Consider the following 26273-nt stretch of genomic DNA (forward strand, 5'->3'; position numbering starts at 1 on the left):
GAATCGTGAGGGGTTCGGGTGCGGTCTCCGGAGTCTCGCCCGACCGGCGGATACTCGTGGGCGCTGACGCGGTGCCCGCCAACTGGCGGGCTCCGAAAGTGAGATGGGAGACCGATCGAGCATGAAGACGCTCATACCGCGCAGAGTCCGGGTGGCCGCGCTCGCCCTCTCCGCCGTCGCGGCCCTCGCCTCCGGCGCACTCCTTCCCACCGGCGCGACAGCGGCCCCGGCGCCCGCCGACGAGACCCCTCACCTCACCAAGGCGGGCCCCACCTCGGTGGCCTATGTCGAGGTGAACAACCACAGCATGGCGAACGTCGGCAAGTACACCCTGGCAGGCGGCGACAACGTCTTCGACGTGGCCGTGATCTTCGCCGCCAACATCAACTACGACACCGGCACCAAGAAGGCCACGCTGCACTTCAACGAGAACGTGCAGCGCGTCCTCGACAACGCCGCCACCGAGATCCGCCCGCTCCAGGACAAGGGCATCAAGGTCGTCCTCTCCGTCCTCGGCAACCACCAGGGCGCCGGCTTCGCCAACTTCCCGTCCCAGCAGGCGGCCGCGGACTACGCCGAACTGCTCTCGGACGCCGTGACCCGGTACGGCCTGGACGGCATCGACTTCGACGACGAGTACGCCGAGTACGGCAAGAACGGTACCGGCCAGCCCAACGACAGCTCCTTCGTGCACCTGGTGACCGCACTGCGCGGCAACCTGCCGGACAAGATCATCAGCCTGTACAACATCGGCCCGGCCGCCGCCCGCCTCTCCTACGGAGGCGTGGATCTGGCCACCGTCTTCGACTACGCCTGGAACCCGTACTACGGCACCTGGCAGGTGCCCCGCATCGGCCTCCCCAAGTCCCAGCTGTCCCCCGCGGCCGTGCACATCGGTGCGACCTCACCGAGCACGGTCGCCGCCCTGGCCCGCCGTACGGTCGACGAGGGGTACGGCGTCTTCCTCACCTACAACCTCGACGGCAGCGACCGCAGCACCGACGTCTCCGCCTTCACCAGGGAGCTCTACGGCCAGGACGCGGTGTACGAGCCGTAGGCCGTCACTCGCCGGGGTGGTGTCGGTGCTCCGTATGTCGCGCGGTCCTGGCCTCCCGTACACGGAGGCATGGCAACGGGCATGCACCGGCATGGCGGTTCTGCCCGCCTCCGGGCATCGGCAGGCTCTTGTGCGGCTGCGAGCCGGATGGTCCTGCGCGGCGGGCGGCTCGGGTGCGCGCGTGTTCTCGTCGCTGGTGACTCCCGATGGGCGGGAGTCCCGCCTCGTAGGAGATACGCATGCGTGCAGCAGTTGTCACCGTCGCCCTCGCCGCGGCGGTGTCCTCGGTCGTCCCGGCTTCGGCAGGGGCCTGGGCCGCCGTCCCGTCATCCGACCGGACCTCCCAGGAGGGTTCGGGACCGGGAGAGGCCGGGCAGCGGGCGGCCGTGGACGGTGACCTGGCGGTCATCGGCCTGACCAGCGGTCAGCGGCTGGTGGGCTTCCGTAGCGGCGAGCCCTCCAGGCCGTGGCAGCTGGGCAAGGTCAGCGGCCTCAAGAAGGACACCGAACTGGTCGGCATCGACTTCCGGGTGCAGAACACCAAGCTGTACGGAGTCGGCGACAAGGGCGGCATCTACACCCTGGAGACCCGCAACGCCAAGGCGGCCAAGGTGTCGCAACTGACCGTCGCCCTGGCCGGCACGTACTTCGGGGTCGACTTCAACCCGGCGGCCAACCGCCTGCGTGTGATCAGCGACACCGGCCAGAACCTGCGCCACAACATCGACGACCCGGCGGTCCCCCGAACCACCACCGCCGACACCCCGCTGACCAACCCCACGACGCCCCCTTCGACGGCCAAAGGGGTAACCGGCGCTGCGTACACGAACAACGACCTCAACGCCGAGACCGCGACGTCCCTCTTCGACATCGACACGACGAACGACCGTGTCTCGCTCCAGTCGCCCGCCAACTCCGGCACCCTCGCCCCCACCGGGAACCTCGGCGTCAACGCCGGCCCGAACGCCGGATTCGACATCTACTTCTCCCACCGGACGCGGACCAACCACGGCTTCGCCGCGCTCAGCGTCAACGGCGCCCACCGCTTCTACGACGTCAACCTCCTCACCGGACAGGCCGTGGGCATCGGCGCCTTCCCCAAGGCTCACCAGGTCACCGACGTGGCCCTGCCGCTCAACCAGAGCTGACGCACTCGCACCATCAGCACGAGCCGCAGGACTGGCGGAGGGCCCCGAGTCGGTGAAGATGACTCGGGGCCCGGCCCGTTCGGGGTTTCCCGCGCGGTGCGTGGGGTGTGTGTCAGCTCTTGGGCATGAGGACGGTGTCGACGATGTAGACGGTGGCGTTGGCGGTGGGGACGTTGCCGCAGACGACCTTGGAGGTGTCGTTGACGGTGTAGTTCTCGCCGGAGCCCTTGGTGGTGAGCGAGGACTTCTGGAGGGTGTCGTAGGTGCCGCTCTCCAGCTGCGTGGGGGAGAGCTTCTCGCCGACGACGTGGTAGGTGAGGATGTTGGTGAGCATCTCCTTGTCGGCCAGGACCTTGTCGAGGTCGGCCTTGGGGATCTTGGCGAAGGCGTCGTTGGTCGGCGCGAACACGGTGATGTTCTGGGCGTTGTTGAGCGTGTCGACGAGGCCGGCCTTCTTCACCGCCGTGACCAGGGTGGACAGGGCCGGGTTGTTGGAGGCGGCGGTCGCGACCGGGTCCTGGGCCATGCCGTCGAAGGAGCCCGCACCGTCCTTGGGGACGGTGGCGCAGGCCGGACCGAACGGGCCGTCCGCGGGGGTGCCCTCGGCGGGTGCGCTCGACTTCTCCTCCGCGGGGGCGGAGGACGAGGCCTTGTCGGCGGCCGCGTCGGAGGAGCTGTCGTCCCCGCCGCAGGCGGTCAGCGTGAGGGGCAGAACAGCGGCGGCGGTGAGGGCGAGGGCGGCGCGGCGGTAGCGGAAGGCAGTCACGAAGTATCTCCTGCGTGTTCGGTCGGTAGCGCTGCGTGTTCGCCGGGGGGTGTGGTCCGGCGACCGGGTGGTGATGGTCCGCAGTGCTGATGTCGGGTCGGGTGTCGCCCCGGTGCGGGGTGACTCGGGTCAGAGCGCTCGTCCGCCAAGCGGGTCGCGCGCGACGTCCGCTGTGCGGCGGATCGGTTGGGCGGCTCTGATCGTCATGTCAGCTATCCGGAGCCGCCGGGCGGTCGGATTGGTCAGCGGGGAAGAAACTTCATCCGGTCGCGCCGCGGCGTCTGGTGCCTGCCCGGGGATTAGCCCGACCGGGTGTCGTGCCGGGACCGACCAATCCGGCGCACTGGCTGTGGCGAATACCCGATGTGAGCGGCTGTCAGGAGGAGGCACCGCGCACGACGAGGTTCCCCGGCGGCTGCGGGGATCCTCGCCTCGCTCCCGCGGTGGAAGGCCCGCGGAGGGCGGCTGTTGTGGGGCGCCACTCTCCTGGGCGCCCCACAACAGGGCGGCCGTTTTCCCGGGCGCGGCGGGCTTCCGGTGAGAGCGGCGTGAGCGACGACGTTGCCGGCGTACCGGCTGCAGGAGGCGGAGTACCTGGACGCTCGCGTCCGGCATGCACTCTGGCGGAAGATCTGGCCGGAGGTATGCCGCCCGCAGCCGAACCAGTGTGGCTCCGGGCACGCCGGGGGCGTGTCCATCGTCCGGTCTCCACCCGCATCTCCACCCCTGGGTGCAGGCGCTCCGAGCCTGGTCTCAGCAGGCTTGAGGGCATGGACACCACCACCTGGATCATCGACATCGCCCTCATCCTGATCGTCTTCCGGCAGTTGCGGGAAGGTCCTCTCGGGCCTCGTTCCTACCTGCTGCCGCTTGCCATCGTCACCTTCGTGGGCTTCAGCTACCTCGACACGGTCCCCACGGACGGCAACGACCTCGTTCTGATCGGCGTACTGATGGGCATCGGCGCGGCGCTGGGCATCGCCGGCGGAGTCTTCACACGGATGAGGCGCTTGGACGGGCACATTCTGATCAAGGCCGGTGCGGTCTCGGCGATGCTCTGGATCCTCGGCATGGGGGCCCGGCTCGGTTTCCAGCTGTGGGTCGATCACGGTGGCGCCGGCACGGTGGCGCGCTTCAGCGCGGACCACCGGATCACAGGTTCCGATGCGTGGGTGGCCGCTCTGGTGCTCATGGCCTTGACCGAGGTGGTGACCCGTCTGGCCACGATCTACGCGCGGAGCCGCATGGTGCCGGCCGACCCCGGGGCGACCGCGGCGCCCCGGCCCGTCCCCGCCGGTCGCGAGTACTGATCATGGGTTATGGTCACGCCATGCCGGAACCGGGCGCTCAGCGGGCCGCCGATGCTGCCGTCCCTCTCACAGCACGCGGCGGAACCGTGGCCCAGTGGATTGTCACGGTCGCGGTGGCGGGTGCGGGGATCGCGACGATCCGGCCGATGGGTCCCGGCAGCCAAGGGCTCCTCGTCATCGTGCTCTTCGGGGTCAACTGCGCCGTGCTGGCCGTCCGATTGGTGCCCGAAGAGAGCCTGCCCACCACGTGGCCGGATTCTCCGTTCCGTACGGGCTGGGCCGCCCTCGCGGTCGTGGCGGCGGCCGGCCTGATCGCCGCAGCGGACTCCGGATCGTCCTATCTCTTCGCCTTCTTCCTCGTCGGACTCATCGGGAGCCGCTTCGATACCCGTCCCGCCCTGGCGCTGGCCGTCCTCAGCAGCGTCCTGTGCGCCGGTGCGCTGAATCTGCGCGCCGAGCCCGACGAGCGGTTCGCCGCCACGCTCCTCGGGCTGTCCACCGGCGCAGCCGTGCTGGCGGGTATGGCGGGACGAAGCCGCGCCCAGGCGACCCGGGCCGCGATCGAGGCAGCCGCGTCCGCGGGGAAGGCCGCACGTGCCGAGGCACGCACGGCCGTCCTCGCCGAACGCACCCGGATCGCGCGGGACGTCCACGACGTCCTCGCTCACTCCCTCGCCGGGATCAACATGCAACTGGAACTGGTCGACGCACTCGTCGACACCGGCGATCTGGACCGCATCAGGGCAGCGAACGGCAAGGCCCACGACCTGGTCCGGGAGAGCCTGAAGCAGGCCCGGTGGACCGTCCACTCGCTGCGCGAGGATTCCCTGTCCCTGGTGGACAGCCTGACGGCCATGCTGGAGTCCTCGGGCCACCGTGACGCCCTCACGATCGAGGGGGAGGCAGGGACACTGCCCGTCCGGGTCACTCAGGGACTGCTGCGGGTTGCGCAGGAGGCACTGACCAATGCCGCACGACACGCACCGGGCAGCGCAGTAACCGTACGGCTCGAGTGCACCGACGCCACCGCGATCCTGACCGTCCTCAACGGGCCCCCCACGCTGCCGGAGGCCACGGTCCCGGGCAGCGGGCTGGGGCTGGTCGGCATGCGGGAGCGCGTCGCGCTCCTGGGCGGAAGAATCACCACCGGTCCGGTCACCGAGGGACCGGGCCGGGGAGGCTGGCGGGTAAGGGCGGAGGTACCACGATGAACGTTCCGGCCGAGGAGACAGGACGCGTCCGGGTGGTGGTGGCCGACGACCAGGCCGCCGTGCGCGAACCCCTCGCCGCGGTTCTCGCCCTGGTGCCCGGCTTGGAGGTGGTGGCGGCGGCTGCCGACGGGCACGACGTGCTGGCAGCGGTCGCCGCGGGCCCCGTCGACGTCGTCCTCATGGACCTCCGCATGCCCGGAATGGACGGCACCGAGGCGACCAAGCGGCTCAGCACGGACCATCCCGAAGTAGCGGTGGTCGTCCTCACCACCTTCGCGGACGACGAATCCATCATGGCCGCGCTGAGCGCGGGAGCTCGCGGCTACCTCACCAAGAGCGCCGGTCGCCGGGACATCGCCAGGGCGGTCCGCGCGGCCGCCGCCGGCCAGTCGGTGCTCGACCGAGAGGTCCAGGCCCGCCTCCTGGCAGCCGCTACCACCCCTCAGCCCTCCGGTTCTCCGTCGGACCGCTCTGCCGTCCGGCCCGCGGAGCTCCCGGACGCCCTCACTCAACGGGAGCGCGAGGTGCTTGCCCTCATCGGACAGGGCCTCCCCAACCGAGCCATCGCCGAACGGTTGTTCATCAGTGAGGCCACCGTGAAAACCCACATCAACAATCTCTTCGCGAAGGCCGGCGTCCGCAGCCGTGTGGAAGCCGCCCGGCTCGCCATCGCCGCGGGTCTCGTCTGACGACGGCTCCCCGCTGCGCGGCCGCTCACCGTCATCGACGGCATCAGCTCCCGCACCGAACCCGTGCCCGCCCGCTGGGCCGGCACGCGGGGGTACCGGAACCCCTCTGGGTGGCGCTCGGCAACGAGACCGTCGCCACCTCCCCCAGTCCACGCGCATCAAGCCCGGCGACACCTTCTCCGCGCCGGTCACCTCGGCCTGTCGGCCACGTCAACGGCCGGAACGGACAAGGGATTCAACCGCGAACCCGGGGGCACGCGGAAGTCCATGACTCGCGCCCAGGGGGAGATCTCTTCCCCCTGGACACAAGAAAGGAATGAGAATGTCGGAGCCGCACGTCGGGTGGACAATGGAGCAGCGCGCCGGCGTCAAGCGGTACGTTCAGTTCGCCTCCGCATGTGCATTCGTGGGTATCGCCCTCGCCATTTTTCTGATTGTTTCCGGCAGCAGCGGTGGGTGGGCGCTCCTGGCGATTATTGGGTGCATCTCCGCCATCGGCTGCTTTTTCATCAACAGGGGGAAGAACGGGCGGGCCCCATAGGGGGAATGGTCCGCACGGCCGGCAGGCAGGACCGGCCCGAGCAGCGCCCACCGCAATGGCGACAAGCAGGTATCGCCCGCCAGGTCCTGAGCCCGAATTCGACCGTCCGGCGCGCGCAGAACGAGGTGAGAGTCCGTATGTTCACCACCCGGCCCACCCTCCAGGGCACTTTCGGCATGGTGTCCTCCACCCACTGGCTGGCCTCCCAGTCCGCGATGGCGGTTCTGGAGGACGGCGGCAACGCCTATGACGCCGCCGTCGCCGCCGGGTTCGTCCTCCATGTCGTCGAGCCGCACCTCAACGGCCCGGCCGGCGAGGTGCCGATGATCCTGGCGAGCGGGGACGGTGAGGTGTGGGTGCTGTGCGGTCAGGGGACCGCTCCGGCCGGCGCCACCGTCGCCCACTACCGCTCCCTCGGCCTCGGGCTCGTCCCCGGTACCGGGCCGCTCGCCGCCGCCGTCCCCGGCGCCTTCGACGCCTGGATGCTGCTCCTGCGCGACCACGGCACCAAGGACCTGGCCGAGGTGCTGCGCTACGCGATCGGATACGCCGAGCACGGCCACGCCCCCGTCGAACGGGTCGGCGAGACCGTGGAGGCCGTGCGCGGACTCTTCGAGACCGAGTGGACCACCTCCGCCGCCGTCTATCTTCCCGGCGGTCGCTCCCCGCGCCCCGGCGAGCTGTTCCGCAACCCCGCCCTGGCCGCCACCTGGCGACGCCTCATCGCCGAGGCGTCGGCCACCGGGGGAGCGGACCGCGACGCCCGGATCGAGGCCGCCCGCACCATCTGGCGTGAAGGGTTCGTGGCCGAGGCCCTCGTACGGCAGGCGGCGGTCCCCACCCTGGACACCAGCGGCGACCGGCACACCGGCACGCTCACCGCCGCCGACCTGGCCGGCTGGTCCGCGTCGTACGAAGCCCCCGTCACGTACGACTGGAACGGCTGGACGCTGGCCAAGGCGGGCGGCTGGAGCCAGGGGCCCGTCCTCCTCCAGCAGCTGGCGCTCCTCCCGGACGAGCTGCCGCCGTCCGGCTCCGCCGACTACGTCCACCTGCTCGTCGAGGGCTGCAAGCTCGCCATGGCCGACCGCGAGGCCTGGTACGGGGACGCCGCCGACGTCCCCCTGGACGAGCTGCTCTCCGCCCCGTACAACACCGGTCGCCGCGCGCTCATCACGGACACCGCGTCCACGGAACTGCGCCCCGGCAGCCCCGGCGGCCGTACCCCGCTCCTGTCCGCCCACGTCCGCGCCGTCGCCGCCGGGAAGCCCGGGGCCGCCGGGCCCGGCTTCGTCCCCGCGCCCGGCGCCGGTGAGCCCACCATGGCGCGCGGCACCCGCCACGGCCCCGACGAGCTGGTCGGTTCCGACGGGGCCACCCGGGGAGACACCTGTCACCTGGACGTCGTCGACCGCTGGGGCAACATGGTCTCCGCGACGCCCAGCGGCGGCTGGCTCCAGTCCAACCCGGTCGTGCCCGAGCTGGGCTTCCCGCTGGGCACCCGGCTCCAGATGGCCTGGCTGGACGAGGGGCTGCCCAATTCCCTCACGCCCGGCCGCCGCCCCCGCACCACCCTCACGCCCTCCCTCGCCCTGCGCGACGGCGTCCCCGTGATGGCGTTCGGCACCCCCGGCGGCGACCAGCAGGACCAGTGGCAGGTGCACTTCTTCCTCGCCGTCGCCCGGCGCGCCCGGGTCCGCGGCGGGCTCGACCTCCAGGGCGCGATCGACGAGCCGAACTGGCACAACGACAGCTTCCCCGGCTCGTTCCACCCGCGCGCCATGCACCCCGGCAGCGTCACCGTGGAAGGCCGCACGGACCCCGGGGTGATCGCGGAACTGCGCCGCCGGGGCCACGACGTCACGGTCGGCGAGCCCTGGTCGGAGGGGCGGCTGTGCGCCGTGGCCCGGGACCCCGCGACCGGCATCCTGTCCGCAGCCGCCAACCCGCGCGGCATGCAGGGGTACGCCGTCGGCCGCTGACCGACACTGCGGGACCGTGCCCGCCGGCGCCGCGCAACGCTGCCGGCCGGCGCCCCCGCACCGCGCTGACCAGGACCTTCGAACGCCCGGCGGCAGCCTCGCCGGGCGACCGTGATTGGGTGGAGCCATGATCGATGACTTCCTGTACGGGACCGCCGGGGACACCGGACCGCTGGCCGAGGTCGAGGCCGCCGTGCGCGCCGCCGCCGCGGCCGAGATCGTGCCCCGCCACCGGAAGCTCGCCGCCCACGAGATCATCGAGAAGAGCGGCCCGCACGACCTGGTCACCGCCGCGGATCGGCTGGCCGAGGAACACCTCACGGCCGCCCTCACCAAGCTGCTGCCCGGCTCGGTCGTCGTCGGCGAGGAGTCCGTCCACGCCGACCCGGCGGTCTACGACGCCCTGGGCGGCGACGCCCCGGTCTGGATCGTCGACCCGGTCGACGGCACCCGCCAGTTCGTCCGCGGGGAGGCCGGCTTCTGCACCCTGGTCGCCCTCGCCCAGCACGGCGAGGTCCACGCCTCCTGGACGTACGCACCGGTCCTGGGCGAGATGGCCGTCGCCGTGCGGGGCCGGGGCGCCACGCTCAACGGCACCCCGATACGCGCCGGCGCGCCCGCCTCCGGCGCCGTACTGAACGTGGCGATGTCCCACCCCGACTACACCACCGACGCCCAGAAGCGGGCCCTGCTCGGCCTGCGCACCGAAGGCATCGCGGCCCGGCCCTGCGGCTCGGCGGGCCTGGAGTACCTCGCGGTGGCGCGCGGGGAGCTGGACGCCACCGCGTTCAACTGGGAGTACGCCTGGGACCACGCGGCCGGACTGCTCCTGGTCACCGAGGCGGGCGGCGCCCAGTCGACCCTGGCGGGCGTCCCGTTCCGGATCGCGGGCGGCAACGACCTGCCGTTCACGGCGGCCCGCGACGAGGCCACCGCGCAACGGATCCTGACGGCGTTGCGCGCGGGCGGCTGACGGAGACGGGGCCGGGGCCGCCGAGCACCCGGCCCGACCGGCACGCGGCTCCGGCCCGACCGGCCCGACCGGCACGCGGAACTGCGGGGGTCCGCATCCGCGCTGTCGGTGGGGCCGCATACCCTGGAAGTCCGCCTGCCGGCCGACGAAGGAGTCCCAAGGTGCCGTCGATGCTCGATGCGGTCGTGGTGGGCGCCGGGCCCAACGGACTGACCGCCGCGGCCGAACTGGCCCGCCGGGGCTTCTCCGTGGAGGTCCACGAGGCGCACGACACCGTCGGCGGAGGCGCCCGTACCGAGGAGCTGACCCTCCCGGGGTTCCGGCACGACCCGTGTTCCGCCGTGCACCCCCTAGGGATCGGCTCGCCCGCGTTCCGGGCGATGCCCCTGGAGCGGCACGGCCTGGAATGGCTGCACCCCGAGGTCGACCTCGCCCACCCCTTCCCCGACGGCACGGCCGCCGCCCTCACCCGCTCCGTCGGCGAGAGCGCCATGACGCTGGGGGCCGCCGATGCCGGCGCCTACCGCCGCCTCGTGGCCCCCTTCCTCGGCCGCTGGGACACCCTGGCCGCCGACTTCCTGCGCACCCCCTGGGAGAGCCTGCCCCGCGACCCGTACCGGCTGGCCCGCTTCGGTCTGCTCGGCCTCCAGCCCGCCACCTGGGTCTCCCGGCGCTTCCAGGGCGAGAAGGCCCGTGGCCTCTTCGCCGGACTCGCCGCCCACGCCATAGCTCCCACCAGCGGCTTCGCCACCTCGGCCATCGCCCTCGTCTTCGCGCTCGCCGCCCACGAGAACGGCTGGCCGGTGCCGCGCGGCGGCTCCCAGGCCATCTCCGACGCCCTCGCCTCCCTGCTCCGGGAGCACGGCGGCACGATCCGCACCGGCAGCGAGGTCAAGCGCCTGGACGAACTGCCGCCCGCCCGCGCCTACATCTTCGACACCTCGCCCTCGGCCCTCGCCCGCATCGCCGGACTGGGCAGCGCCTACCACCGCTACCGCTACGGCGCCTCCGCCTTCAAGATCGACTACGCGCTGTCCGGCCCCGTCCCCTGGACCGCGCCCGAGGCCCGCCGCGCGGGCACCGTCCACATCGGCCCCACCGCCACCGCCATCGACGCCGCGCTGCAGGCCGCCGTCGACGGCCGCGACCCCAGCACTCCCTTCCTCATCACCGCCCAGCCCACCCTGACCGACCCCTCCCGGGCTCCCGAAGGACGCCATGTCTTCTGGGTGTACGGACATGTCCCGGCGGGCTGGGAGGGCGACGCCACCGACGTCATCGAACGCCAACTGGAGCGATTCGCCCCCGGGTTCCGCGATCTGGTCCTCGCCCGCGCGGTCGCCGGACCGCCGGAACTCGCCGCGCGCAACGCCAATTACGTCGGCGGCGACATCGCCTGCGGCGCCTTCGCCGGCCTGCAGACCCTGATCCGCCCGAAGCTCGCCCGCGTCCCGTACGCCACCGCGCACCCCGCGGTGTTCCTCTGCTCCTCGGCCACCCCGCCCGGACCGGGGGTGCACGGCATGTCAGGTCACCACGCCGCCAAGGCCGTATGGCGGCGGCTGCGGGCGGCCTCCTGAGGCGGCCGCCCGTCCTTCGTCCCGGAGCGCGCCGCGGGTCCGCCCGGTGGGTCGCCCCGACCGGGCGGCGAAGGCCCCCGGCGCGCGGCATGATGTCCGCATGAGCACCTCTGTCTCTCCCGCCGTACGTCTGGTCCGCGGCGACATCACCGACCAGTCCGTCGACGTCATCGTCAACGCGGCGAACTCCTCGCTGCTCGGCGGCGGCGGAGTCGACGGCGCCATCCACCGGCGCGGCGGCCCCGACATCCTCGCCGCCTGCCGTGAACTGCGTGCCTCCCAGTACGGAAAGGGGCTGCCCACCGGGCAGGCCGTCGCCACCACCGCCGGACGCCTGGACGCGCAGTGGATCGTGCACACGGTCGGCCCGGTCTTCTCCGGCGCCCAGGACCGCTCCGCCCTGCTCGCCTCCTGCTACCGCGAATCCCTGCGCCTGGCCGCCGAGTTGGGGGCCAAGTCCATCGCGTTCCCGGCGATCTCCACCGGTATCTACGGCTGGCCGATGGACGACGGGGCCCGGATCGCGGTGCGCACGGTCCTGGCGGAGACCGTGGAGCCGGTCGAGGAGGTGCGCTTCGTGCTCTTCGACGCGCACGCGTACGTGGAGTTCGAGGAAGTCCTCGCGATGCGCTGACACCACACCCGGTGGCCGCCACGAAGGTGCGAACGGCTGTCGGATTTCCGCGCGACCTCCGTGTCGGATTTCCGCCAGCCAAGCCCCTGACCGGTGCACCATCCTGGAACCATGCACACCGACACCGAGCGCTGCGTGCGGGCCGTCCGGTCGAAGGACGCCCGCTTCGACGGCTGGTTCTTCACCGCGGTCCTCACCACCCGGATCTACTGCCGCCCCAGCTGCCCCGTCGTGCCGCCCAAGACCCGCAACATGACCTTCTACCCGAGCGCCGCCGCCTGCCAGCAGGCCGGATTCCGGGCCTGCAAGCGGTGTCGCCCCGACACCAGCCCCGGGTCCCCGGAGTGGAACGCCCGCGCCGACTCGGTCGCCCGCGCCATGCGCCTCATCCGGGACGGGGTCGTCGACCGCGAGGGCGTGCCCGGGCTCGCCGTCCGGCTCGGCTACTCCGCCCGCCAGATCGAACGCCAACTGCTGGCCGAGCTGGGCGCCGGACCGCTGGCCCTGGCCCGCGCCCAACGGGCGCAGACCGCCCGCCTCCTCATCGAGACCACCGAACTGCCCATGGCCCAGGTGGCGTTCGCCGCCGGCTTCTCCTCGATCCGCACCTTCAACGAGACGGTCCGCGAGGTCTTCGCCCTGGCCCCCGGCGAGCTGCGCACCCGCGCCGCCCGGGGCCCGCGGACCACCGCCGTACCGGGCGTCATCGCACTCCGCCTGCCGTACCGGGCCCCGCTCAACCCCAGCAACCTCTTCGGCCACCTCGCCGCGACCGCGGTCCCCGGTGTCGAGGAGTGGCGCGAGGGCGCGTACCGGCGCACGCTGACCCTCCCGTACGGGCACGGCGTCGTCTCGCTCACGCCGAAACCCGACCACATCGCCTGCCGGCTCTTCCTCACCGACCCCCGCGACCTCACCCGGGCCATCAGCCGCTGCCGCTGGCTTCTCGACCTGGACGCGGACCCGGTCGCCGTCGACGCCCAGCTGCGCTCCGACCCGCTGCTGGCCCCGCTGGTCGACGCGGGGCCCGGCCGCCGGGTGCCGCGCACCGTGGACGGCGCCGAGTTCGCCGTACGCGCGGTGCTCGGCCAGCAGGTCTCCACCGCCGCCGCCCGCACCCACGCGGCCCGGCTGGTCACGGCCCACGGCGTCCCGGTCGACGACCCCGAGGGCGGGCTCACCCACCTCTTCCCGACCCCCCAGGCGCTCGCGGACCTCGACCCGGAGACCCTCGCGCTGCCGCGGACCCGCCGTACCACCCTCACCACGCTCGTCGCCGCCCTCGCGGAGGACCGGCTGCGGCTCGACACCGACACCGACTGGGAGCGGGCCCGCGCCGAACTGTCCGCGCTGCCCGGCTTCGGCCCCTGGACGGTCGAGTCCATCGCCATGCGGTCCCTCGGCGACCCCGACGCCTTCCTCCCCACCGACCTCGGCATCCGCCGCGCCGCCGAACGGCTCGGCCTGCGGGCCACCCCCGCCGCCCTCACCGCACGGGCCGCCGACTGGCGCCCCTGGCGGGCGTACGCCGTGCAGTACCTCTGGACGGTGGACGACCACCCCGTCAACCACCTGCCCGCCTGAAGGAGCACCGCAATGAGCGCAACACCCGCCGCCACCACGACCCCGGCGGCCAAGCAGCACACGGTCGTCGACAGCCCCTACGGCCCGCTGACACTCGTCGCCACCGACGGCGTCCTGTCGGCCCTCTACATGACCGACCAGCGCCACCGCCCGCCCGAGGAGACCTTCGGCGTACCGGACCCGGAGCCCTTCGGCGAGGTGATCCGGCAGCTCGGCGAGTACTTCGCGGGCGACCGCACCGCCTTCGACCTCCCGCTGAACCTCGCGGGCACCCCGTTCCTGCGGAGCGTCTGGGCGGAGCTGCTGAAGATCCCGTACGGCGAGACCCGGACGTACGGCGAACTGGCCGAGGAGCTCGGCAAGCCGGGCGCCTCGCGGGCCGTCGGTCTGGCCAACGGCAAGAATCCGGTCGGGATCATCGTCCCGTGCCACCGCGTGATCGGCGCCTCCGGGAGCCTCACCGGATACGGCGGCGGCCTGGACCGCAAGCAGCGGCTCCTCGCCTTCGAGAGCGGCGGGACGGGGGAGGACGGCGTTCAGGTTCTCTTCTGAGACAGCTGAGACAGCGCGGGCCGGGGAAGTGCCGAAACCGGCACGCCCCCGGCACGCCCGCGCTGTCCCGGCCGGTGACCCGAGCCGCTCAGCCGGTGAAGATCTCCACGACCGTCCAGATGGCGAGGCCGAGCATGCAGAGGCCGCCGATGCGCTGCACGGTCTTCAGCGGTACGCGCTTCGCGATGAACTTCCCCGCCAGCAGCGCCAGGGCCGACACCGACATCAGGGCGGCGGCCGAACCGATCGCCGTGGACCAGGTCCCGTTGCTCGCCGCGAGGTTGGCGGTGGTGATCTGCGTCAGATCGCCCCACTCGCTGATGAAGACCGCCATGAACGCGGTCGAGTAGACCGGCCAGAAACCGGTCACCGTCTTCACCTCGGCCTCGTCATCGTCGTCCCCGCCGCTCCCGCGCAGCAGGAGGAACGCGCCGAGCGCGAAGAGCGAGGCCGAGACGAGCTTGACGATCCAGTCGGGCAGCAGCCCGATGAGGCTGCCCGCACCGACGGCGATGGCGACGTGCACGATGAACGCGGACGACGTGCCGAACCACACGTAGAGCGGGCGCATCCGCGTGCCCATGGCCAGCGAGGCGAACATCGTCTTGTCGGGGAGCTCCGCGAGGAAGATCAGCCCGAAGGCGGTGAGGATCGCCAGGAGGTCGAGATGCATTCCGGGTGGCTTTCTGTGCGAGCCGGGCCCCGGGTCTTCGCGAAGCGCCGCACGGGCTTTTCGGAGGACCACTCGGCCCGGCATGACGGCAGCGCCCACAGGGCGTGGGCGTGTCATACAGGACCGAAGGTCTCGCCCGCCCGGGAATCCCTCTCAGGATCCACGAGCCCGGCCACCGGGAACCCGAGGGCTCCAGTGTGTCGACGACCGGTTTGCGGGGCTACTCCCCTTCGCAGCCGTCAACGATACCCCACCCGGCCCGGCGAGGGTGCTGGTGTTCGAACCGCGGACGCCTCGGTAGAGTCGTGGTGATCACCGGGACCGGTGCTGGTCCTCAGCTGAGATCACCCCTCACCCCTCTCTCCGCGACGGGAAGTGCCCCGATGAGCCGCCGCCCCCGCAAGGACGTGCCCGCCCAGGGCGCCGGCCGCCCCACCGTCAGCGTCTGCCGGGGCTGCTGCTGCGGCACCGAGAAGATCCCGGGCGTCGACCACGCGGCCCAGCTGGCCCGGCTGCGCTCCGGTCTGGAAGGCGCCGCCACCGTACGGGCGGTCGAGTGCCTGGACGCCTGTGAGCAGGGCAACGTGATCGTCGTGCAGCCCTCGGCCGAGGGGCGCAGGGCCGGGGGCCGGCCCGTCTGGCTGGGCCTGGTCAACGACGAGCACGCCGAGCAGGACATCGTGACCTGGGCGGCCGCGGGCGGCCCGGGGCTCGCGGACGCGCCGGACATCCTCGACCTGTACGTCTTCAAGCCCTCGCGGCGGGTCTCGGCGGGCCTGGACGGCTGAGCCCCTTCCCGCCGGAGGCTCTCAGGGGCGCGGGCCCTGCGTCAGCCGGTGGAGCCGCAGGGCCAGCTGGATCTCCAGCGTGCGGGCGGGCGCGTTCCAGTCCGGGCCCAGGAGCCGGCCGATGCGCTCCAGTCGCTGCACCACCGTGTTCACATGCACATGGAGCAGCGTCTTGGTCCGGGTCAAGCTCGCACCCTCGGCGAAATAGGCGTCCAGCGTCGTGACGAGGTCGGTGCCGCGCCGGCTGTCGTAGTCGAGCACGGGCCCCAGCGTTCGCCGGACATAACCTCCCAGGTCCGCCTGGTCTCCCAGCAGTACGCCGATGAATCCCAGGTCCGCGACGGCCCCGCCGCTCCCGGTGCGGCCGAGGGCGCGCAGCGCGGAGAGGCAGCGGTCGGCCTCGCGGTGCGCGTCGGGCAGTTCGGCCGGACCCGTCGCCGGGCCCGCCGCGCCCACCGTGACCGGGAAGCCGACCGCCTGGCCCAGCTCGGCGGCGAGGGTCTGCGCGGACGGACCCGGTGCGTCCGACGGCGCGACCAGGACGACGTGGTCGTGGTGGAGCCCGGCCAGACCGTTGAGGGCCTGCGCGCTGCGCGCGGACGCGGCCAGCAGCCGGTGGCGGGGGGCCACCTCACTGTGCGCGACGAACACGCTGTGGCGGCGGTTCAGGTTGACGCCGAGGCGGCGGGCACGCGCCGCGAGGGTGCCCGGGTCGCCGGTGCGCGCGAGCAGATCACCCAGCAGCTCTCCCCGTACCCGGTCCTCCGTCTCGGCGACCGAGCGGCGCAGCAGCATGAGCAGCGCGGTGACGACGCCGGCCCGCTCGAACAGCAGCCGGTCGGCGTCCGCGAGCCCGGCCCGGCCGGTCAGGGCGATGGAGCCGAGGAGCTCGGGCCCGGCGAGGACGGCGCAGACCCAGGTGCCGTCCAGCGGCACCGCCCGGCCCCGGGCCCGGGAGGCCGACACCGCCGGGATCGGCTGCGGCAACGGTTCGGCCCGGGCCCGGGCCAGCTCCGCGCCGTCCGCGTCATGGATGAGGATCCCGCCGTCCAGGATGTCCGCGAGCGCCGCAGCCACGTCGTCGGCCCCGCCGCCCTGGAGCACCAGGTCGGTGAGCTGGTCGTGGGCCTCCTCGGCGCGGCGCATCGCCTCGCTGTGGGTCCGGATGGTCTCCGACGCGGCGTTCAGATCGACCAGCGCGGCCCGCGTCTCCTCCAGCAGCCGGGCCCCGTCGATGGCGATCGCGGCGTGGTCGGCCAGGGAGGACAGCAGCGCCACCTCGGTGGCGGTGAACTCGCGGGGCGACCGGTCGGCCGCGTACAGCACCCCGATGATGCGGGCGCCGAGGCGCAGCGGGACGCCGAGGATGGCCCGCAGGCCCTCGTCCAGGACCGCGCTGTCGATGGTGGTGGTGTGGTGGAAGCGGGTGTCGGCCTGGTAGTCCCCGGTCGCGTACGGGCGGGCGGTCTGGGCCACCAGTCCGCCCAGGCCCTCGCCCATGCCGAGTCGCACCCGCTGGAACGCCTCGGCCACCGACCCGTCGGTGACCCGCATGTACGTGTCGCCCGCGGCGTCGTCGTTGAGCGAGAGATACGTGACGTCGGTGCCGAGCAGCAGCTTCGCCCGGTGGACGATGGCCCGCAGCACGGCGTCCAGGTCCCGCAGGGCCGCCAGGTCGCTGGCCGTGTCGAACAGGGCGGTGAGCTGCGCCTCGCGCACCCGGTGCTGGCCGAGCGTGCGCCGGATGCGCAGCGCCACGGCGGCGGCCTCGGTGATCTCGGCCAGCTCGGCCGCGGAGGCCCCCGCCTGCCGGGCGTCGGCGGCCGGCCGGTCGAACTCCTCGGCCGCCGCACCCTGCGCCAGCAGGTCGAGAAGGTGCCGCAGGGCGGGCGCGGAGTGCTGGGCGGGGCGTGTCACGCCGGTGAGCATACGGTGCTCGCCTCCCGGGAGGGGCCTACGGGGACAGCCCTCCCGCACACCGCGTACGAAGCGGTCCGGCGCGCGGGAGGGCGGGGCATCAACGGCCCAGGGGGACCGAGTCCTTGACGGTCGCGTCCGGCGCGGCCGGGACGGAACGGTCCAGCCCGTCCTTCGTCAGGTCGCGGCCACGGGTCTCCCTGGCCACCCAGACCGTCACCGCGGTGACCAGGGAGGCGAAGCAGAGATAGACGGAGATCGGGAAGGACGACTCGTAGTCCTTGAGCAGTTCGACCGCGATCAGCGGGGCGAGCGCGCCACCGATGATCGAGGCCAGCTGGGAGCCCATCGAGGCGCCGGAGTAGCGGACCTTCGTGTCGAACAGCTCCGAGATGAACGCCGCCTGCGGACCGTACATCGCGCCGTGCAGCAGCAGTCCGAGGGTGACCGCGAGGACGATGACGGGGAACGACTGGGTGTCCAGGAGCGCGAAGAACCCGAACGCCCAGGCCGCCATGCCCACCGCGCCGATCAGGGTGACCGGGCGGCGGCCCAGCCGGTCCGAGAGCGCACCCCACAGCGGGATGGTGACGAAGTGCACCGCGGAGCCGATCAGGACGGCGTTGAGGGCGTCGCTCTTGGACATCTCCAGGTGCACGGTCACGTAGACGAGCAGGAAGGCGGTGAGGATGTAGTACGAGATGTTCTCGCCGAAGCGCGTACCGATCGCGAGGAGCACCTCGCGCCAGCTCTTGCGGAACACCTCGACGACCGGGGGCTGTTCCTTCTCGCCCCGGTCGGCCGCCTCGGCCGACTTGCGCTGCGCCTCCAGGAAGACCGGGGACTCCTCGACCGAGATCCGGATCCACAGGCCGATCATGACGAGGACGCCGGACAGCAGGAACGGGATGCGCCAGCCCCAGGCGAGGAACGCCTCGTCGGACTGGACGGCCGCGAGCAGCGCCAGGACGCCGGTCGCCAGCAGATTGCCGCCGGGCGCACCGGACTGCGGCCAGGAGGCCCAGAAGCCGCGCCGTGCGTCGCCGCCGTGCTCGGAGACGAGCAGCACCGCGCCGCCCCACTCGCCGCCCAGCGCGAACCCCTGCACCAGGCGCAGGACGGTCAGCAGGATCGGCGCCCACACCCCGATGCTCGCGTGGGTGGGCAGCAGACCCATGGCGAAGGTCGCGCCGCCCATCATGAGCAGGCTGAGCACGAGCAGCTTCTTGCGGCCGATCTTGTCGCCGTAGTGGCCGAAGACGATGCCGCCGAGGGGACGGGCGGCGAAGCCGACCGCGTACGTCAGGAACGCGAGCAGTGTGCCGACCAGCGGATCGCTGCTGGGGAAGAAGAGCGAGTTGAACACGAGGGCGGCGGCCGAGCCGTAGAGGAAGAAGTCGTACCACTCGATGGTGGTGCCGACGAGGCTGGCCGCGACGATGCGCCTGATGGATCCTGATGACTTCGGGGAGGGAGTTGCGGCGACCATGTGCACCACTTCCAGGCGTGTGCGGGGACGATTCGGTGTCGCCATACCGTAGAAACACGCAGTTCAGAGGCGTATATGGCGGAACACCATAGTTAGGGGCGCGAGAGTGAGTGCCTCCACCATGGCGAGGCCGCCCCGACGCCGTCGGAGAGGCCGCGGGGGAGGCCGGACGGGGCCCGCCGGTAGGCTGCCGGGGTGGTGGAGCACAGCGAGCAGCACGGGCGACGGCCCGCGAACGACGGGCCGAAGGCCGCCGCCCGGAACCGGTCCGCTCTCGTCACCGCCGCCCGGGAGGTCTTCGCGGAGCACGGCCTGGAAGCCCCGCTTTCGGCGATAGCGCGCCGGGCCGGGGTCGGGCAGGGCGTTCTCTACCGGCACTTCCCCGACCGGGCCGCGGCGGTCGCGGCGGTCCTGGAGGAGAACGTGCGGCAGATCGAGCAGGAGGCGGCGGGCCGGGACGCGACCTTCGCCGGGGTGCTCGGGGTGCTGACGTGGCATCTCGCGGACTCGGCGGCCTTCATCGGCCTCCTCCACGCCGAGCGGGTGGGCAGCCGCTCGGGCATCCGCGCATACGTCCTCGGACTGTCCGAGCGGGTGGAGCGCGCCCTGCGGCGGCACCTCCCCGCCGAGCACCGGCTGAGCGGCGGGGACGATCTCGCGCTCGCCGTCGCCATGGTCTCCGCCGCGGTGATCGGCCCGACCCGCGCGGAGCGAGAACTCAGGGCGCTGGCCGCCTGGCGGCTGCTCGGCGTCGAGGTGGGACCTGTCCGCGCCGTCGGCGAGTGACGAGGGGCCGCAGCGGCGGACGCGCTCAGCCGCCGTTGGACTGACGGGTGCCCTCGGCGAGCGCGTCGAAGGTGTAGAGGTAGCCCCCGGCGGGACCGCTCACCGTCAGGTACGCCTTCGTCCCGCCGGGCGTGATGGCCACGTTCGTCGCCGACTCCAGGCCCTTGGCCCGCGCGGGCAGTTCGACCGTCGCCAGCCGCTCACCGTGCGGGCTGAAGACGGCCATGGCCGCCCGGCCGTGCAGCCCCTGGTAGAGGTTGCCGTCCGCGTCCACGGCGATGGAGTCGGTCTGGGCGATCCCCCCGTCGACGCGGATGGCGGTGTGCCGGGAGGTCACCGCGCCCGCCTCGTCGAGGCGCAGGTAGGAGATCCGGTTCTCGGTGAGCTCGCTGAACCAGAGCCCCCGGTAGTCGGCGTCGAAGCTGATCCCGTTCGGCGCGGCCAGGTCGTCGGCCAGCACGGTGGCCTCGCCGCTCTTCCGGTCGATCCGGACCACCCGCCCGCGCGCCGTGCCCTCGGACAGGCCGCGTGAGTCGCTGACGTACAGATTGCCCCGCTGGTCGAAGGCGATGTCGTCGGGGTCCATCGGCTCTCCGCCGACATCGCCGGAGAAGACGGTCCGCGGGTCGCCGCCGCCGGGGGAAAGGCTCACGATCTCGCCGTGCGCGAAGTCGCTGAGGTGGAGCCGTCCGTCGTACGGGCTGAACTGGGCCGAGGTGTAGGCCCCTCGGCCGTCGGTGTGGACCGCCCGGGAGGTCTTCCGCCGGACGTCGACGCGCATGACCTTGGGCTTGCCCTCGGGCGCGGTGACGTCGACGACGTACAGGCCGCCGTCCTCGCCGAACACCGGCCCTTCCAGCAGGGTCATCCCCGTCTCGCCGTGCACCTCGGTCAGGTGCACGAACTGCTGGGCCCGGATCGTCCGGCTTCCGGAGGCGGAGCCCGTCTCCCCTCCGGGCGCGCCGCTCTGGGTGCCGCAACCGGTGAGGACCAGCGCGCCGAGGGTGGCGAGCACGGAAAGGGGCCGGGCCGTTCGTCGCTGCGTGAGCCGCATGAGGGGATCGCTCTTCCTGTTCACGGGGCGGGGTGGGGCCGGAAGCGCGGAGTACGGGGCCGGGGGAGCGCCCCGGCCGGGCAGCGCCGGACTGCCGGACACCAACCGGACAGTGTTGTCCGGTAGTTGCTACCGTAGCGGATGCCGGCCCGCCCAGAGCCGCCCCACCGCACGGATCGAGGACCCCCATGACGACTCCTCACACCCCGGACCCCCACGAGCTCGCCGCCCTGCGCGAGTGCTACCGCCTCGAACGGGAACGGCGCGTCCGTTCCGACGGCGCGGCCCAGTACCGGGACGCCGAAGCCGAGTTCGGCTACTACGCGGCCGATCCGTACACCGAGGGGCCGGCGGAACGCGCCCCCCTCCACGACCTCGTCGACGTCGCCGTCATAGGCGGCGGGTTCGGCGGCATCCTCGCCGGGGCCCGCCTGCGGCAGCGGGGGGTGGCCCGGGTCCGGATCGTCGAGAAGGGCGGCGACTTCGGGGGCACCTGGTACTGGAACCGCTACCCGGGCGTCCACTGCGACGTCGAGTCCCACGTGTATCTGCCGCTGCTCGACGAGACCGGGTACGTCCCCGAGTGGAAGTACGCCCCCGGGGACGAGATCCGCCGCCACGCGGTACGGATCGCGCACCGGTTCGACCTCTACGCCGATGCACTGTTCTCCACCGGAGTCACCGCTCTGACCTGGGACGAGGTGTCGGAGACCTGGCTCGTCTCCACGGATCGCGGGGACGATTTCCGGGCGGTCTACGTCGTCAGCGCCACCGGCACCCTCACCGACCCGAAGCTTCCCGGCATCCCCGGTGTCGAGGACTTCGCGGGCCACACGTTCCACACCTCGCGGTGGGACTACGCCTACACCGGCGGCACCCCGGAGGGCGGCATGACCCATCTCGCGGACAAGCGGGTGGGGATCGTGGGGACCGGCGCCACCGGCATTCAGGCCATCCCGATGCTGGCCGAGGACGCCGGACACCTCTACGTCTTCCAGCGCACCCCCTCCACCGTGGACGAGCGCGCCAACCGCCGTACCGCCCCTGAGGATGTGGGCGCCGGCCGTGCGGGCTGGGCCCGCGAACGGCGGGACAACTTCCTGCGCATCGTCTCCGGCGAGAGCGCCGGGCGGGACCTCGTGGCGGACCGCTGGACGACGTCGGCGGGGCTGCTGGAGAAGCTCCTGCCGAGCTTCCGCCGCCACGGCGACCGGCAGACCTTCGAAGCGGCCTACGAGGCGGCCGACGCCGCCAAGATGAACGAGCTGCGCGCCCGGGTCGACCGGTGCGTCACGGACCCGGAGGCGGCGGAGAAGCTCAAGCCCTGGTACCGCTACGCCTGCAAGCGGCCCACCTTCTCCGACCTGTACTACCCGGCGTTCAACCGCGACAACGTCACCCTGGTCGACACCGCCGACACCCACGGCATCGAGCGTGTCACCGAGGGCGGGGTCGTCGTCGGCGGCACCGCGTACGCACTGGACTGCCTGATCTTCGCCACCGGCTTCAACGTCGGCACCTCCGGCATCCACTCGGGCCGGCTGCCCGTACGCGGCCGGGGCGGCGTCCACCTGCTCGACCGGTGGCGGCGGCAGGGCCCCCGTACGCTGCACGGGTTCACGAGCAACGGCTTCCCCAACCTCATCCAGCTGGGGACCCTCCAGAACGCGAGCAGCGTCAACTTCACCCACATCCTGGACGAGCAGGCCGTCCACGCCGCCGCTCTCGTCGCGGCCGCCGAGGCGGACGACGCCCTCATCGAGCCCTCTTCCGCGTCCGAGGACGCCTGGCTCGCCGTCCTGGCCGAAGGCGCTCCCGACCACGAGTGGTTCCACGCCGAGTGCACCCCCGGCTACTACAACCGGGAGGGCCGGGGCAGGCCCAACGGCCCGATCGCCTATCCGCACGGGGCCGTCGCCTTCCACCAACTCCTGGAGGAATGGCGGGAGAAGTCCCTGACGGAGGTCCTGCGTTCCCGGACCGTTCCGCGCGCCTGACCCGCCCCGTTCCGCGCACGCCCGGACAACTCCCCTTCGATCGAGAGGACTTCACCATGAACGCAGTCGCATCCGGCAAGGACGCCACCGCCCGCCCGTACCGCGGCGTGATCGTCACCGGGGCCGCCTCCGGCATCGGCCGCGCCGCCGCCCTGGCCTTCGCCGCCCAGGGGGACCACATCCTGGCCGCCGACCTGGACGCGAGCGGGGTGGAGGAGACCGTACGGCAGATCACCGCCGCCGGGGGCGCCGCCCTGACGGCGGTCGGCGATCTGGCCGAGCAGCGGACGGTGGACCTCCTGGTGGAGCAGGCGGTGGCGGAGTTCGGCGGGATCGACGTCCTGGTCAACAACGCGGGTGTCATGGACCGGATGTCGGCCGCCCACGAGACCGACGACGCCGAGTGGGAGCGGGTGCTGCGGGTCGACCTCACGGCCCCCTTCCTCCTCACCCGTGCCGTCCTTCCCCACATGCTGGCCGCCGGCCGCGGGTCCCTGGTCTTCACCGGCTCCGAGGCCGGCCTGCGCGGCGGTGCCGCCGGAGCCGCGTACACCGCCGCCAAGCACGGGGTCACCGGTCTCGTGAAGAACCTGGCGGTGATGTACCGGGGGCAGGGCATCCGGGCCAACGTCGTCGCGCCGGGCCCCACCGCGACCGGCATCGGGGTCGACGCCCGCCCCGACGCGCACGGCCCCGCCGTCGTCAAGAGCCTCATCGGCGCCGGCATGGGCCGCCTCGGTTCGGCGGACGAGCAGGCCGCCGCCATCGTCTGGCTCGCCTCCGACGCGGCGTCCTTCGTCAACGGCGCGGTGCTGCCCGTGGACGACGGCTGGTCGGCCGTCTGATCCGGCGGGGAGCCCCGGTGGCCGCCGGCGTCAGGGCTTCCGGGCGACCGCCCCGTACATGGCGATGTCGCGGCCGTCGATGCCGTCCTGCTCCGGACCGGGGTGCCACGCGTGCACCTGGGCGATCCCCGGTTCCGCCAACTCCAGGCCGCCGAAGAAGGAGGCGGCGGTGGGCAGGTCGCGCAGGACGAAGGGCATGCCCTGCCGGCGGTACTCCTCGGCCACCCGGTTGACCTCCTCGGGCGCGAAGTCCGCCGTGCCGATGGTCATCGCGAGATGACTGCCCGACGGCAGCGGGTCCAGCAGGTGCTGGACCAGCCTCCGGTCGTCCGGCGGCTCGATGAAGTGCATGATGCCGATGACCATGAGGCCGACGGGACGGTTCAGATCGATGAGTTCGCGGAACTCCGGGCTGTTCAGGATGGTGTCCGGGTCGTGCATGTTCGCGTCCACGTAGGCGGTGGCGCCTTCGGGGGAACTCTGCAGGAGTGCGCGGGCGTGAGCGAGGACGATGGGGTCGTTGTCGACGTAGACCACGTGCGACTCCGGTGCCACCTCCTGCACGATCTCGTGCAGGTTCGGGGACGTCGGCAGACCGGTCCCGATGTCCAGGAACTGCCGGACGCCGTGTTCCTCCGCGAGGAAGCGGGCGGCGCGGTGCATGAACCGGCGGTTCTCCATCATGTGGACGGGAAGGGCGGGCCAGTGCCGGCACATGGCGTCGCCCGCCTCGATGTCCGCGGGGTAGTGGTCCTTGCCGCCCAGGATGTAGTCGTACACCCGGGCGGAGTGGGCGCGGGAGGTCACGAGTCCGGCCGTGGGGTCGTTCGGCGCGTTCATGCGGGGCTTCTTTCGTCCGAGGACGGCTTCATCGAGGGTAGGGAGACGCTCCTGCGGCCGCAAACGGTGCTGCCGTCGTCCGAGGCGCTCATCCGTCCGGCTCCGCCTCCAGGGCGATGACGACGATGTCGTCCCGGCGGTGGTGCAACGGGGGCAGCAGGCCGTGGATCAGGGACGGCAGCGGCAGGCCCCGGCGGGCCAGTGCGTCGGAGCGTTCGCGCAGGCCCCGGAGGTTGTCGGTGATGTCCGAGTCCGGCGTCTCCACCAGACCGTCGGTGTAGCACACCAGGATGTCGCCCTTTTGCAGGATCGCGTGGAGCGTGGAGCGGGGCAGACAGTCGGCGACGCAGAGCGGCGGGTCCGGGGCCGTGAGGCCGTGCAGGAACCGTGCCGGGGCGTCGGCCGGGATCAGCAGGGGCGGCGGGTGGCCGGCGTTGGACAGGGCCATGTGCCAGCCGCCGTGCTCCCTCCGGTGCAGGATCGCGTGCACCACCGTGACCATCGACGGACTGTCGAGCGCCTGGACGATCCGGTCGAGCCGGTTCAGCGTCCGGGCCGGGCTGGCTGCCGGGCCACTGTCGTACGCGAGCCCCCTCAGGATGCTGTTGACCCGTCCCATCGCCGTGGCCGCTTCGAGGTCGTGGCCCGCGATGTCGCCGATGGACAGGGCGAGCGCGTCGGCCGAGAGCCGGACGGCGTCGTACCAGTCCCCGCCGACCTCCGCCGCCGAGTCCGCCGGATGGTAGAGCGCGGCGATGGCGAGACCCTCGACGGACGGCGGTGGCGCCAGGAAGGACTGCTGGAGCGCGAGCGTCGTGCCGCGGATGCTCTGCAGCTCCATCGTCCGCCGCAGCGGCCCGCTCATCTGCTGGAAGACGTCCCGCAGCAGGGAGAGGTCGGCCTCGTCCGGCGGCGGGTTGCCCCGGCAGGTCGCGATGGTCGCCAGCGCGACGGTCCGGCCGTCCACCACCACGGGCAGCAGGGCGACGCCGGTCGCCCCGGCCTCGCGCAGCCAGCGGACGGAGACGTCCGAGAGGCCTTCCCCGGTGGGCCCACCGGGCGGGAAGACCAGCAGCCGCGCCTCCTGGCTCTCGATGGCCCGCCGGGCGACCGGCCCGAGCAGGAAGCCGGCGTCCAGCGGGGGAAGGGCGGGCAGCCCGGGAGCGAGTCCCACCCGCTCGGGCAGCGCCGCGGCCGATGCGCCGGAAGGGCCTCCGACGGCCTGCACACCGTCCCGTACGCGGAAGATGGCCACGGCGTCGGCGAGTTCCGGCACCACGGCCGCCGCCGTCGTCAGAAAGGCCTCCGAGAGATCGTGGGCCGCGGGCACCGCCGCCATCCTGGCCAGCAGCTTCTCCCGCATACGGCTGCGCCAGTGCTCCTCCGCGTCGGTGGCGGTGCCGACCCACTCCACCTCCCCGTCACCCTCGACGACGGGCGCGGCGACGATCTTGATGTGCCGGAAGCGGTCGAGAACGCCGTCGAGCCGCACCCGCACGATCGTGTCGAGAGGAGAGCGCTTCCGCGTGGCCCCGCGCCAGGCCCGCTGGAACCACTCCCGGTCCTTGGGGTGCACGGCGTCCATCCACGAGGTGCCGGCGTCGGGGTGCCAGAGCTTCTGGGCGATGCCGCCTCCCGCCAACAGGGTGACCTCGCCGCCGGGCGACATCACCCACACCGACTGCGGCACCGCGCCCATGAGCGCCTGGTACCGCCTGAGGAGGCGTTCCTCGTTCAGGGCCGGGCCCTCCGCCGCCGGGACCAGTGGATCATCGCCACTCATACTCCGATGATCCCCCGCTTCGGGGGCCCCGGCACCCCTGTACGCCACAGGAAGCGCCCGGTCCGCGGCGGCAC

At 72.7% G+C, this 26273-nt stretch carries 22 protein-coding genes; 15 read left to right on the top strand and 7 right to left on the bottom strand.

Annotation, left to right across the window (positions count from 1 at the left end):
- The first annotated feature begins 121 nt into the window (after positions 1-121).
- Together WQO_RS29320 and WQO_RS29325 are read left to right on the top strand one after the other, a co-directional pair.
- Positions 122-1057 (top strand): endo-beta-N-acetylglucosaminidase H, encoded by a 936-nt coding sequence (locus WQO_RS29320; RefSeq protein ID WP_010056758.1) that lies wholly within the window; start codon positions 122-124, stop codon positions 1055-1057.
- A 239-nt stretch (positions 1058-1296) separates the two neighbouring features.
- Positions 1297-2205 (top strand): DUF4394 domain-containing protein, encoded by a 909-nt coding sequence (locus WQO_RS29325; protein ID WP_010056759.1) that lies wholly within the window; start codon positions 1297-1299, stop codon positions 2203-2205.
- A gap of 112 nt (positions 2206-2317) precedes the next feature.
- Here the strand turns inward: WQO_RS29325 and WQO_RS29330 are convergent, their stop codons facing one another.
- Positions 2318-2971, bottom strand: coding sequence for a fasciclin domain-containing protein (locus WQO_RS29330; RefSeq protein WP_058953836.1), 654 nt, complete (start codon positions 2969-2971; stop codon positions 2318-2320).
- Positions 2972-3741: 770 nt separating this feature from the next.
- Between WQO_RS29330 and WQO_RS29335 the strand changes: the two genes are divergently transcribed.
- The 9 genes from WQO_RS29335 (at position 3742) to WQO_RS29380 (ending at position 14027) form a co-directional block, all read left to right on the top strand.
- Positions 3742-4281, top strand: a complete 540-nt coding sequence (locus tag WQO_RS29335; RefSeq protein ID WP_010058416.1) for a hypothetical protein — start codon at positions 3742-3744, stop codon at positions 4279-4281.
- Between the two features lie 20 nt (positions 4282-4301).
- Complete coding sequence (locus WQO_RS29340) at positions 4302-5492, top strand: sensor histidine kinase (protein ID WP_107115845.1); 1191 nt, start codon at positions 4302-4304, stop codon at positions 5490-5492.
- A complete protein-coding gene (locus WQO_RS29345) occupies positions 5489-6181 on the top strand; it encodes a response regulator transcription factor (protein WP_010058414.1) in 693 nt (230 codons plus the stop codon). Before WQO_RS29340 ends, WQO_RS29345 begins: the two co-directional genes overlap by 4 nt.
- Positions 6182-6859: 678 nt before the next feature.
- A complete protein-coding gene (locus WQO_RS29355) occupies positions 6860-8704 on the top strand; it encodes a gamma-glutamyltransferase family protein (RefSeq protein WP_010058412.1) in 1845 nt (614 codons plus the stop codon).
- Between the two features lie 127 nt (positions 8705-8831).
- A complete protein-coding gene (locus WQO_RS29360; RefSeq protein WP_010058410.1) occupies positions 8832-9677 on the top strand; it encodes an inositol monophosphatase family protein in 846 nt (281 codons plus the stop codon).
- 161 nt (positions 9678-9838) lie between these two features.
- Complete coding sequence (locus tag WQO_RS29365) at positions 9839-11257, top strand: phytoene desaturase family protein (protein WP_010058407.1); 1419 nt, start codon at positions 9839-9841, stop codon at positions 11255-11257.
- A 100-nt stretch (positions 11258-11357) separates the two neighbouring features.
- A complete protein-coding gene (locus WQO_RS29370; protein ID WP_006128683.1) occupies positions 11358-11891 on the top strand; it encodes an O-acetyl-ADP-ribose deacetylase in 534 nt (177 codons plus the stop codon).
- Between the two features lie 111 nt (positions 11892-12002).
- Complete coding sequence (locus tag WQO_RS29375; protein ID WP_010058406.1) at positions 12003-13475, top strand: AlkA N-terminal domain-containing protein; 1473 nt, start codon at positions 12003-12005, stop codon at positions 13473-13475.
- Positions 13476-13487: 12 nt separating this feature from the next.
- Entirely contained in the window at positions 13488-14027 is a 540-nt protein-coding gene (locus WQO_RS29380; RefSeq protein WP_010058405.1) for a methylated-DNA--[protein]-cysteine S-methyltransferase, read from the top strand.
- 88 nt (positions 14028-14115) lie between these two features.
- On the opposite strand, the gene WQO_RS29385 is transcribed toward WQO_RS29380, so the two are convergent.
- A complete protein-coding gene (locus tag WQO_RS29385; protein ID WP_010058404.1) occupies positions 14116-14700 on the bottom strand; it encodes a TMEM165/GDT1 family protein in 585 nt (194 codons plus the stop codon).
- 383 nt (positions 14701-15083) lie between these two features.
- Here WQO_RS29385 and WQO_RS29390 point away from each other — a divergent pair, with 383 nt between their 5' ends.
- On the top strand, positions 15084-15488 hold the full coding sequence (locus WQO_RS29390; RefSeq protein ID WP_010058403.1) for a (2Fe-2S) ferredoxin domain-containing protein: 405 nt from the start codon (positions 15084-15086) through the stop codon (positions 15486-15488).
- Between the two features lie 21 nt (positions 15489-15509).
- On the opposite strand, the gene WQO_RS29395 is transcribed toward WQO_RS29390, so the two are convergent.
- Complete coding sequence (locus WQO_RS29395; RefSeq protein ID WP_010058401.1) at positions 15510-17417, bottom strand: helix-turn-helix domain-containing protein; 1908 nt, start codon at positions 17415-17417, stop codon at positions 15510-15512.
- A gap of 88 nt (positions 17418-17505) precedes the next feature.
- Positions 17506-18894 carry an MFS transporter gene (locus tag WQO_RS29400; protein ID WP_010058399.1) on the bottom strand — a complete coding sequence of 463 codons (1389 nt, stop codon included), beginning with the start codon at positions 18892-18894 and terminating at the stop codon, positions 17506-17508.
- Positions 18895-19089: 195 nt separating this feature from the next.
- On the opposite strand from WQO_RS29400, the gene WQO_RS29405 reads away from it, so the two are divergent.
- Positions 19090-19680, top strand: coding sequence for a TetR/AcrR family transcriptional regulator (locus WQO_RS29405; protein ID WP_010058397.1), 591 nt, complete (start codon positions 19090-19092; stop codon positions 19678-19680).
- 25 nt (positions 19681-19705) lie between these two features.
- Here WQO_RS29405 and WQO_RS29410 read toward each other — a convergent pair whose 3' ends face one another.
- Entirely contained in the window at positions 19706-20734 is a 1029-nt protein-coding gene (locus WQO_RS29410) for an SMP-30/gluconolactonase/LRE family protein (protein ID WP_058954142.1), read from the bottom strand.
- Positions 20735-20922: 188 nt separating this feature from the next.
- Here WQO_RS29410 and WQO_RS29415 point away from each other — a divergent pair, with 188 nt between their 5' ends.
- Together WQO_RS29415 and WQO_RS29420 are read left to right on the top strand one after the other, a co-directional pair.
- On the top strand, positions 20923-22731 hold the full coding sequence (locus WQO_RS29415; protein ID WP_010058394.1) for a flavin-containing monooxygenase: 1809 nt from the start codon (positions 20923-20925) through the stop codon (positions 22729-22731).
- A 56-nt stretch (positions 22732-22787) separates the two neighbouring features.
- Positions 22788-23576, top strand: coding sequence for an SDR family NAD(P)-dependent oxidoreductase (locus tag WQO_RS29420; protein WP_010058393.1), 789 nt, complete (start codon positions 22788-22790; stop codon positions 23574-23576).
- Positions 23577-23606: 30 nt separating this feature from the next.
- Here WQO_RS29420 and WQO_RS29425 read toward each other — a convergent pair whose 3' ends face one another.
- Positions 23607-24416 (bottom strand): SAM-dependent methyltransferase, encoded by an 810-nt coding sequence (locus WQO_RS29425; protein WP_010058392.1) that lies wholly within the window; start codon positions 24414-24416, stop codon positions 23607-23609.
- An 88-nt stretch (positions 24417-24504) separates the two neighbouring features.
- The gene (locus tag WQO_RS29430; RefSeq protein ID WP_029182085.1) at positions 24505-26154 is read right to left on the bottom strand and encodes a PP2C family protein-serine/threonine phosphatase; all 1650 of its coding nucleotides are present in this window, start codon (positions 26152-26154) and stop codon (positions 24505-24507) included.
- Positions 26155-26273 lie beyond the last annotated feature (119 nt).

It is taken from the genome of Streptomyces globisporus C-1027, from assembly GCF_000261345.2.
In the GTDB taxonomy this organism is placed as follows: Bacteria; Actinomycetota; Actinomycetes; order Streptomycetales; family Streptomycetaceae; genus Streptomyces; species Streptomyces pakalii.

Excerpts from the sequence above, each read along its gene's own strand:
- WQO_RS29385 (WP_010058404.1), bottom strand. The coding sequence starts at position 14,700 with ATGCATCTCGACCTCCTGGCGATCCTCACCGCCTTCGGGCTGATCTTC.
- WQO_RS29380 (WP_010058405.1), top strand. The coding sequence starts at position 13,488 with ATGAGCGCAACACCCGCCGCCACCACGACCCCGGCGGCCAAGCAGCAC.
- WQO_RS29325 (WP_010056759.1), top strand. The coding sequence starts at position 1,297 with ATGCGTGCAGCAGTTGTCACCGTCGCCCTCGCCGCGGCGGTGTCCTCG.
- WQO_RS29320 (WP_010056758.1), top strand. The coding sequence starts at position 122 with ATGAAGACGCTCATACCGCGCAGAGTCCGGGTGGCCGCGCTCGCCCTC.
- WQO_RS29415 (WP_010058394.1), top strand. The coding sequence starts at position 20,923 with ATGACGACTCCTCACACCCCGGACCCCCACGAGCTCGCCGCCCTGCGC.
- WQO_RS29395 (WP_010058401.1), bottom strand. The coding sequence starts at position 17,417 with ATGCTCACCGGCGTGACACGCCCCGCCCAGCACTCCGCGCCCGCCCTG.
- WQO_RS29345 (WP_010058414.1), top strand. The coding sequence starts at position 5,489 with ATGAACGTTCCGGCCGAGGAGACAGGACGCGTCCGGGTGGTGGTGGCC.
- WQO_RS29360 (WP_010058410.1), top strand. The coding sequence starts at position 8,832 with ATGATCGATGACTTCCTGTACGGGACCGCCGGGGACACCGGACCGCTG.
- WQO_RS29335 (WP_010058416.1), top strand. The coding sequence starts at position 3,742 with ATGGACACCACCACCTGGATCATCGACATCGCCCTCATCCTGATCGTC.
- WQO_RS29355 (WP_010058412.1), top strand. The coding sequence starts at position 6,860 with ATGTTCACCACCCGGCCCACCCTCCAGGGCACTTTCGGCATGGTGTCC.
- WQO_RS29340 (WP_107115845.1), top strand. The coding sequence starts at position 4,302 with ATGCCGGAACCGGGCGCTCAGCGGGCCGCCGATGCTGCCGTCCCTCTC.
- WQO_RS29410 (WP_058954142.1), bottom strand. The coding sequence starts at position 20,734 with ATGCGGCTCACGCAGCGACGAACGGCCCGGCCCCTTTCCGTGCTCGCC.
- WQO_RS29370 (WP_006128683.1), top strand. The coding sequence starts at position 11,358 with ATGAGCACCTCTGTCTCTCCCGCCGTACGTCTGGTCCGCGGCGACATC.
- WQO_RS29375 (WP_010058406.1), top strand. The coding sequence starts at position 12,003 with ATGCACACCGACACCGAGCGCTGCGTGCGGGCCGTCCGGTCGAAGGAC.
- WQO_RS29400 (WP_010058399.1), bottom strand. The coding sequence starts at position 18,894 with ATGGTCGCCGCAACTCCCTCCCCGAAGTCATCAGGATCCATCAGGCGC.
- WQO_RS29425 (WP_010058392.1), bottom strand. The coding sequence starts at position 24,416 with ATGAACGCGCCGAACGACCCCACGGCCGGACTCGTGACCTCCCGCGCC.
- WQO_RS29390 (WP_010058403.1), top strand. The coding sequence starts at position 15,084 with ATGAGCCGCCGCCCCCGCAAGGACGTGCCCGCCCAGGGCGCCGGCCGC.
- WQO_RS29420 (WP_010058393.1), top strand. The coding sequence starts at position 22,788 with ATGAACGCAGTCGCATCCGGCAAGGACGCCACCGCCCGCCCGTACCGC.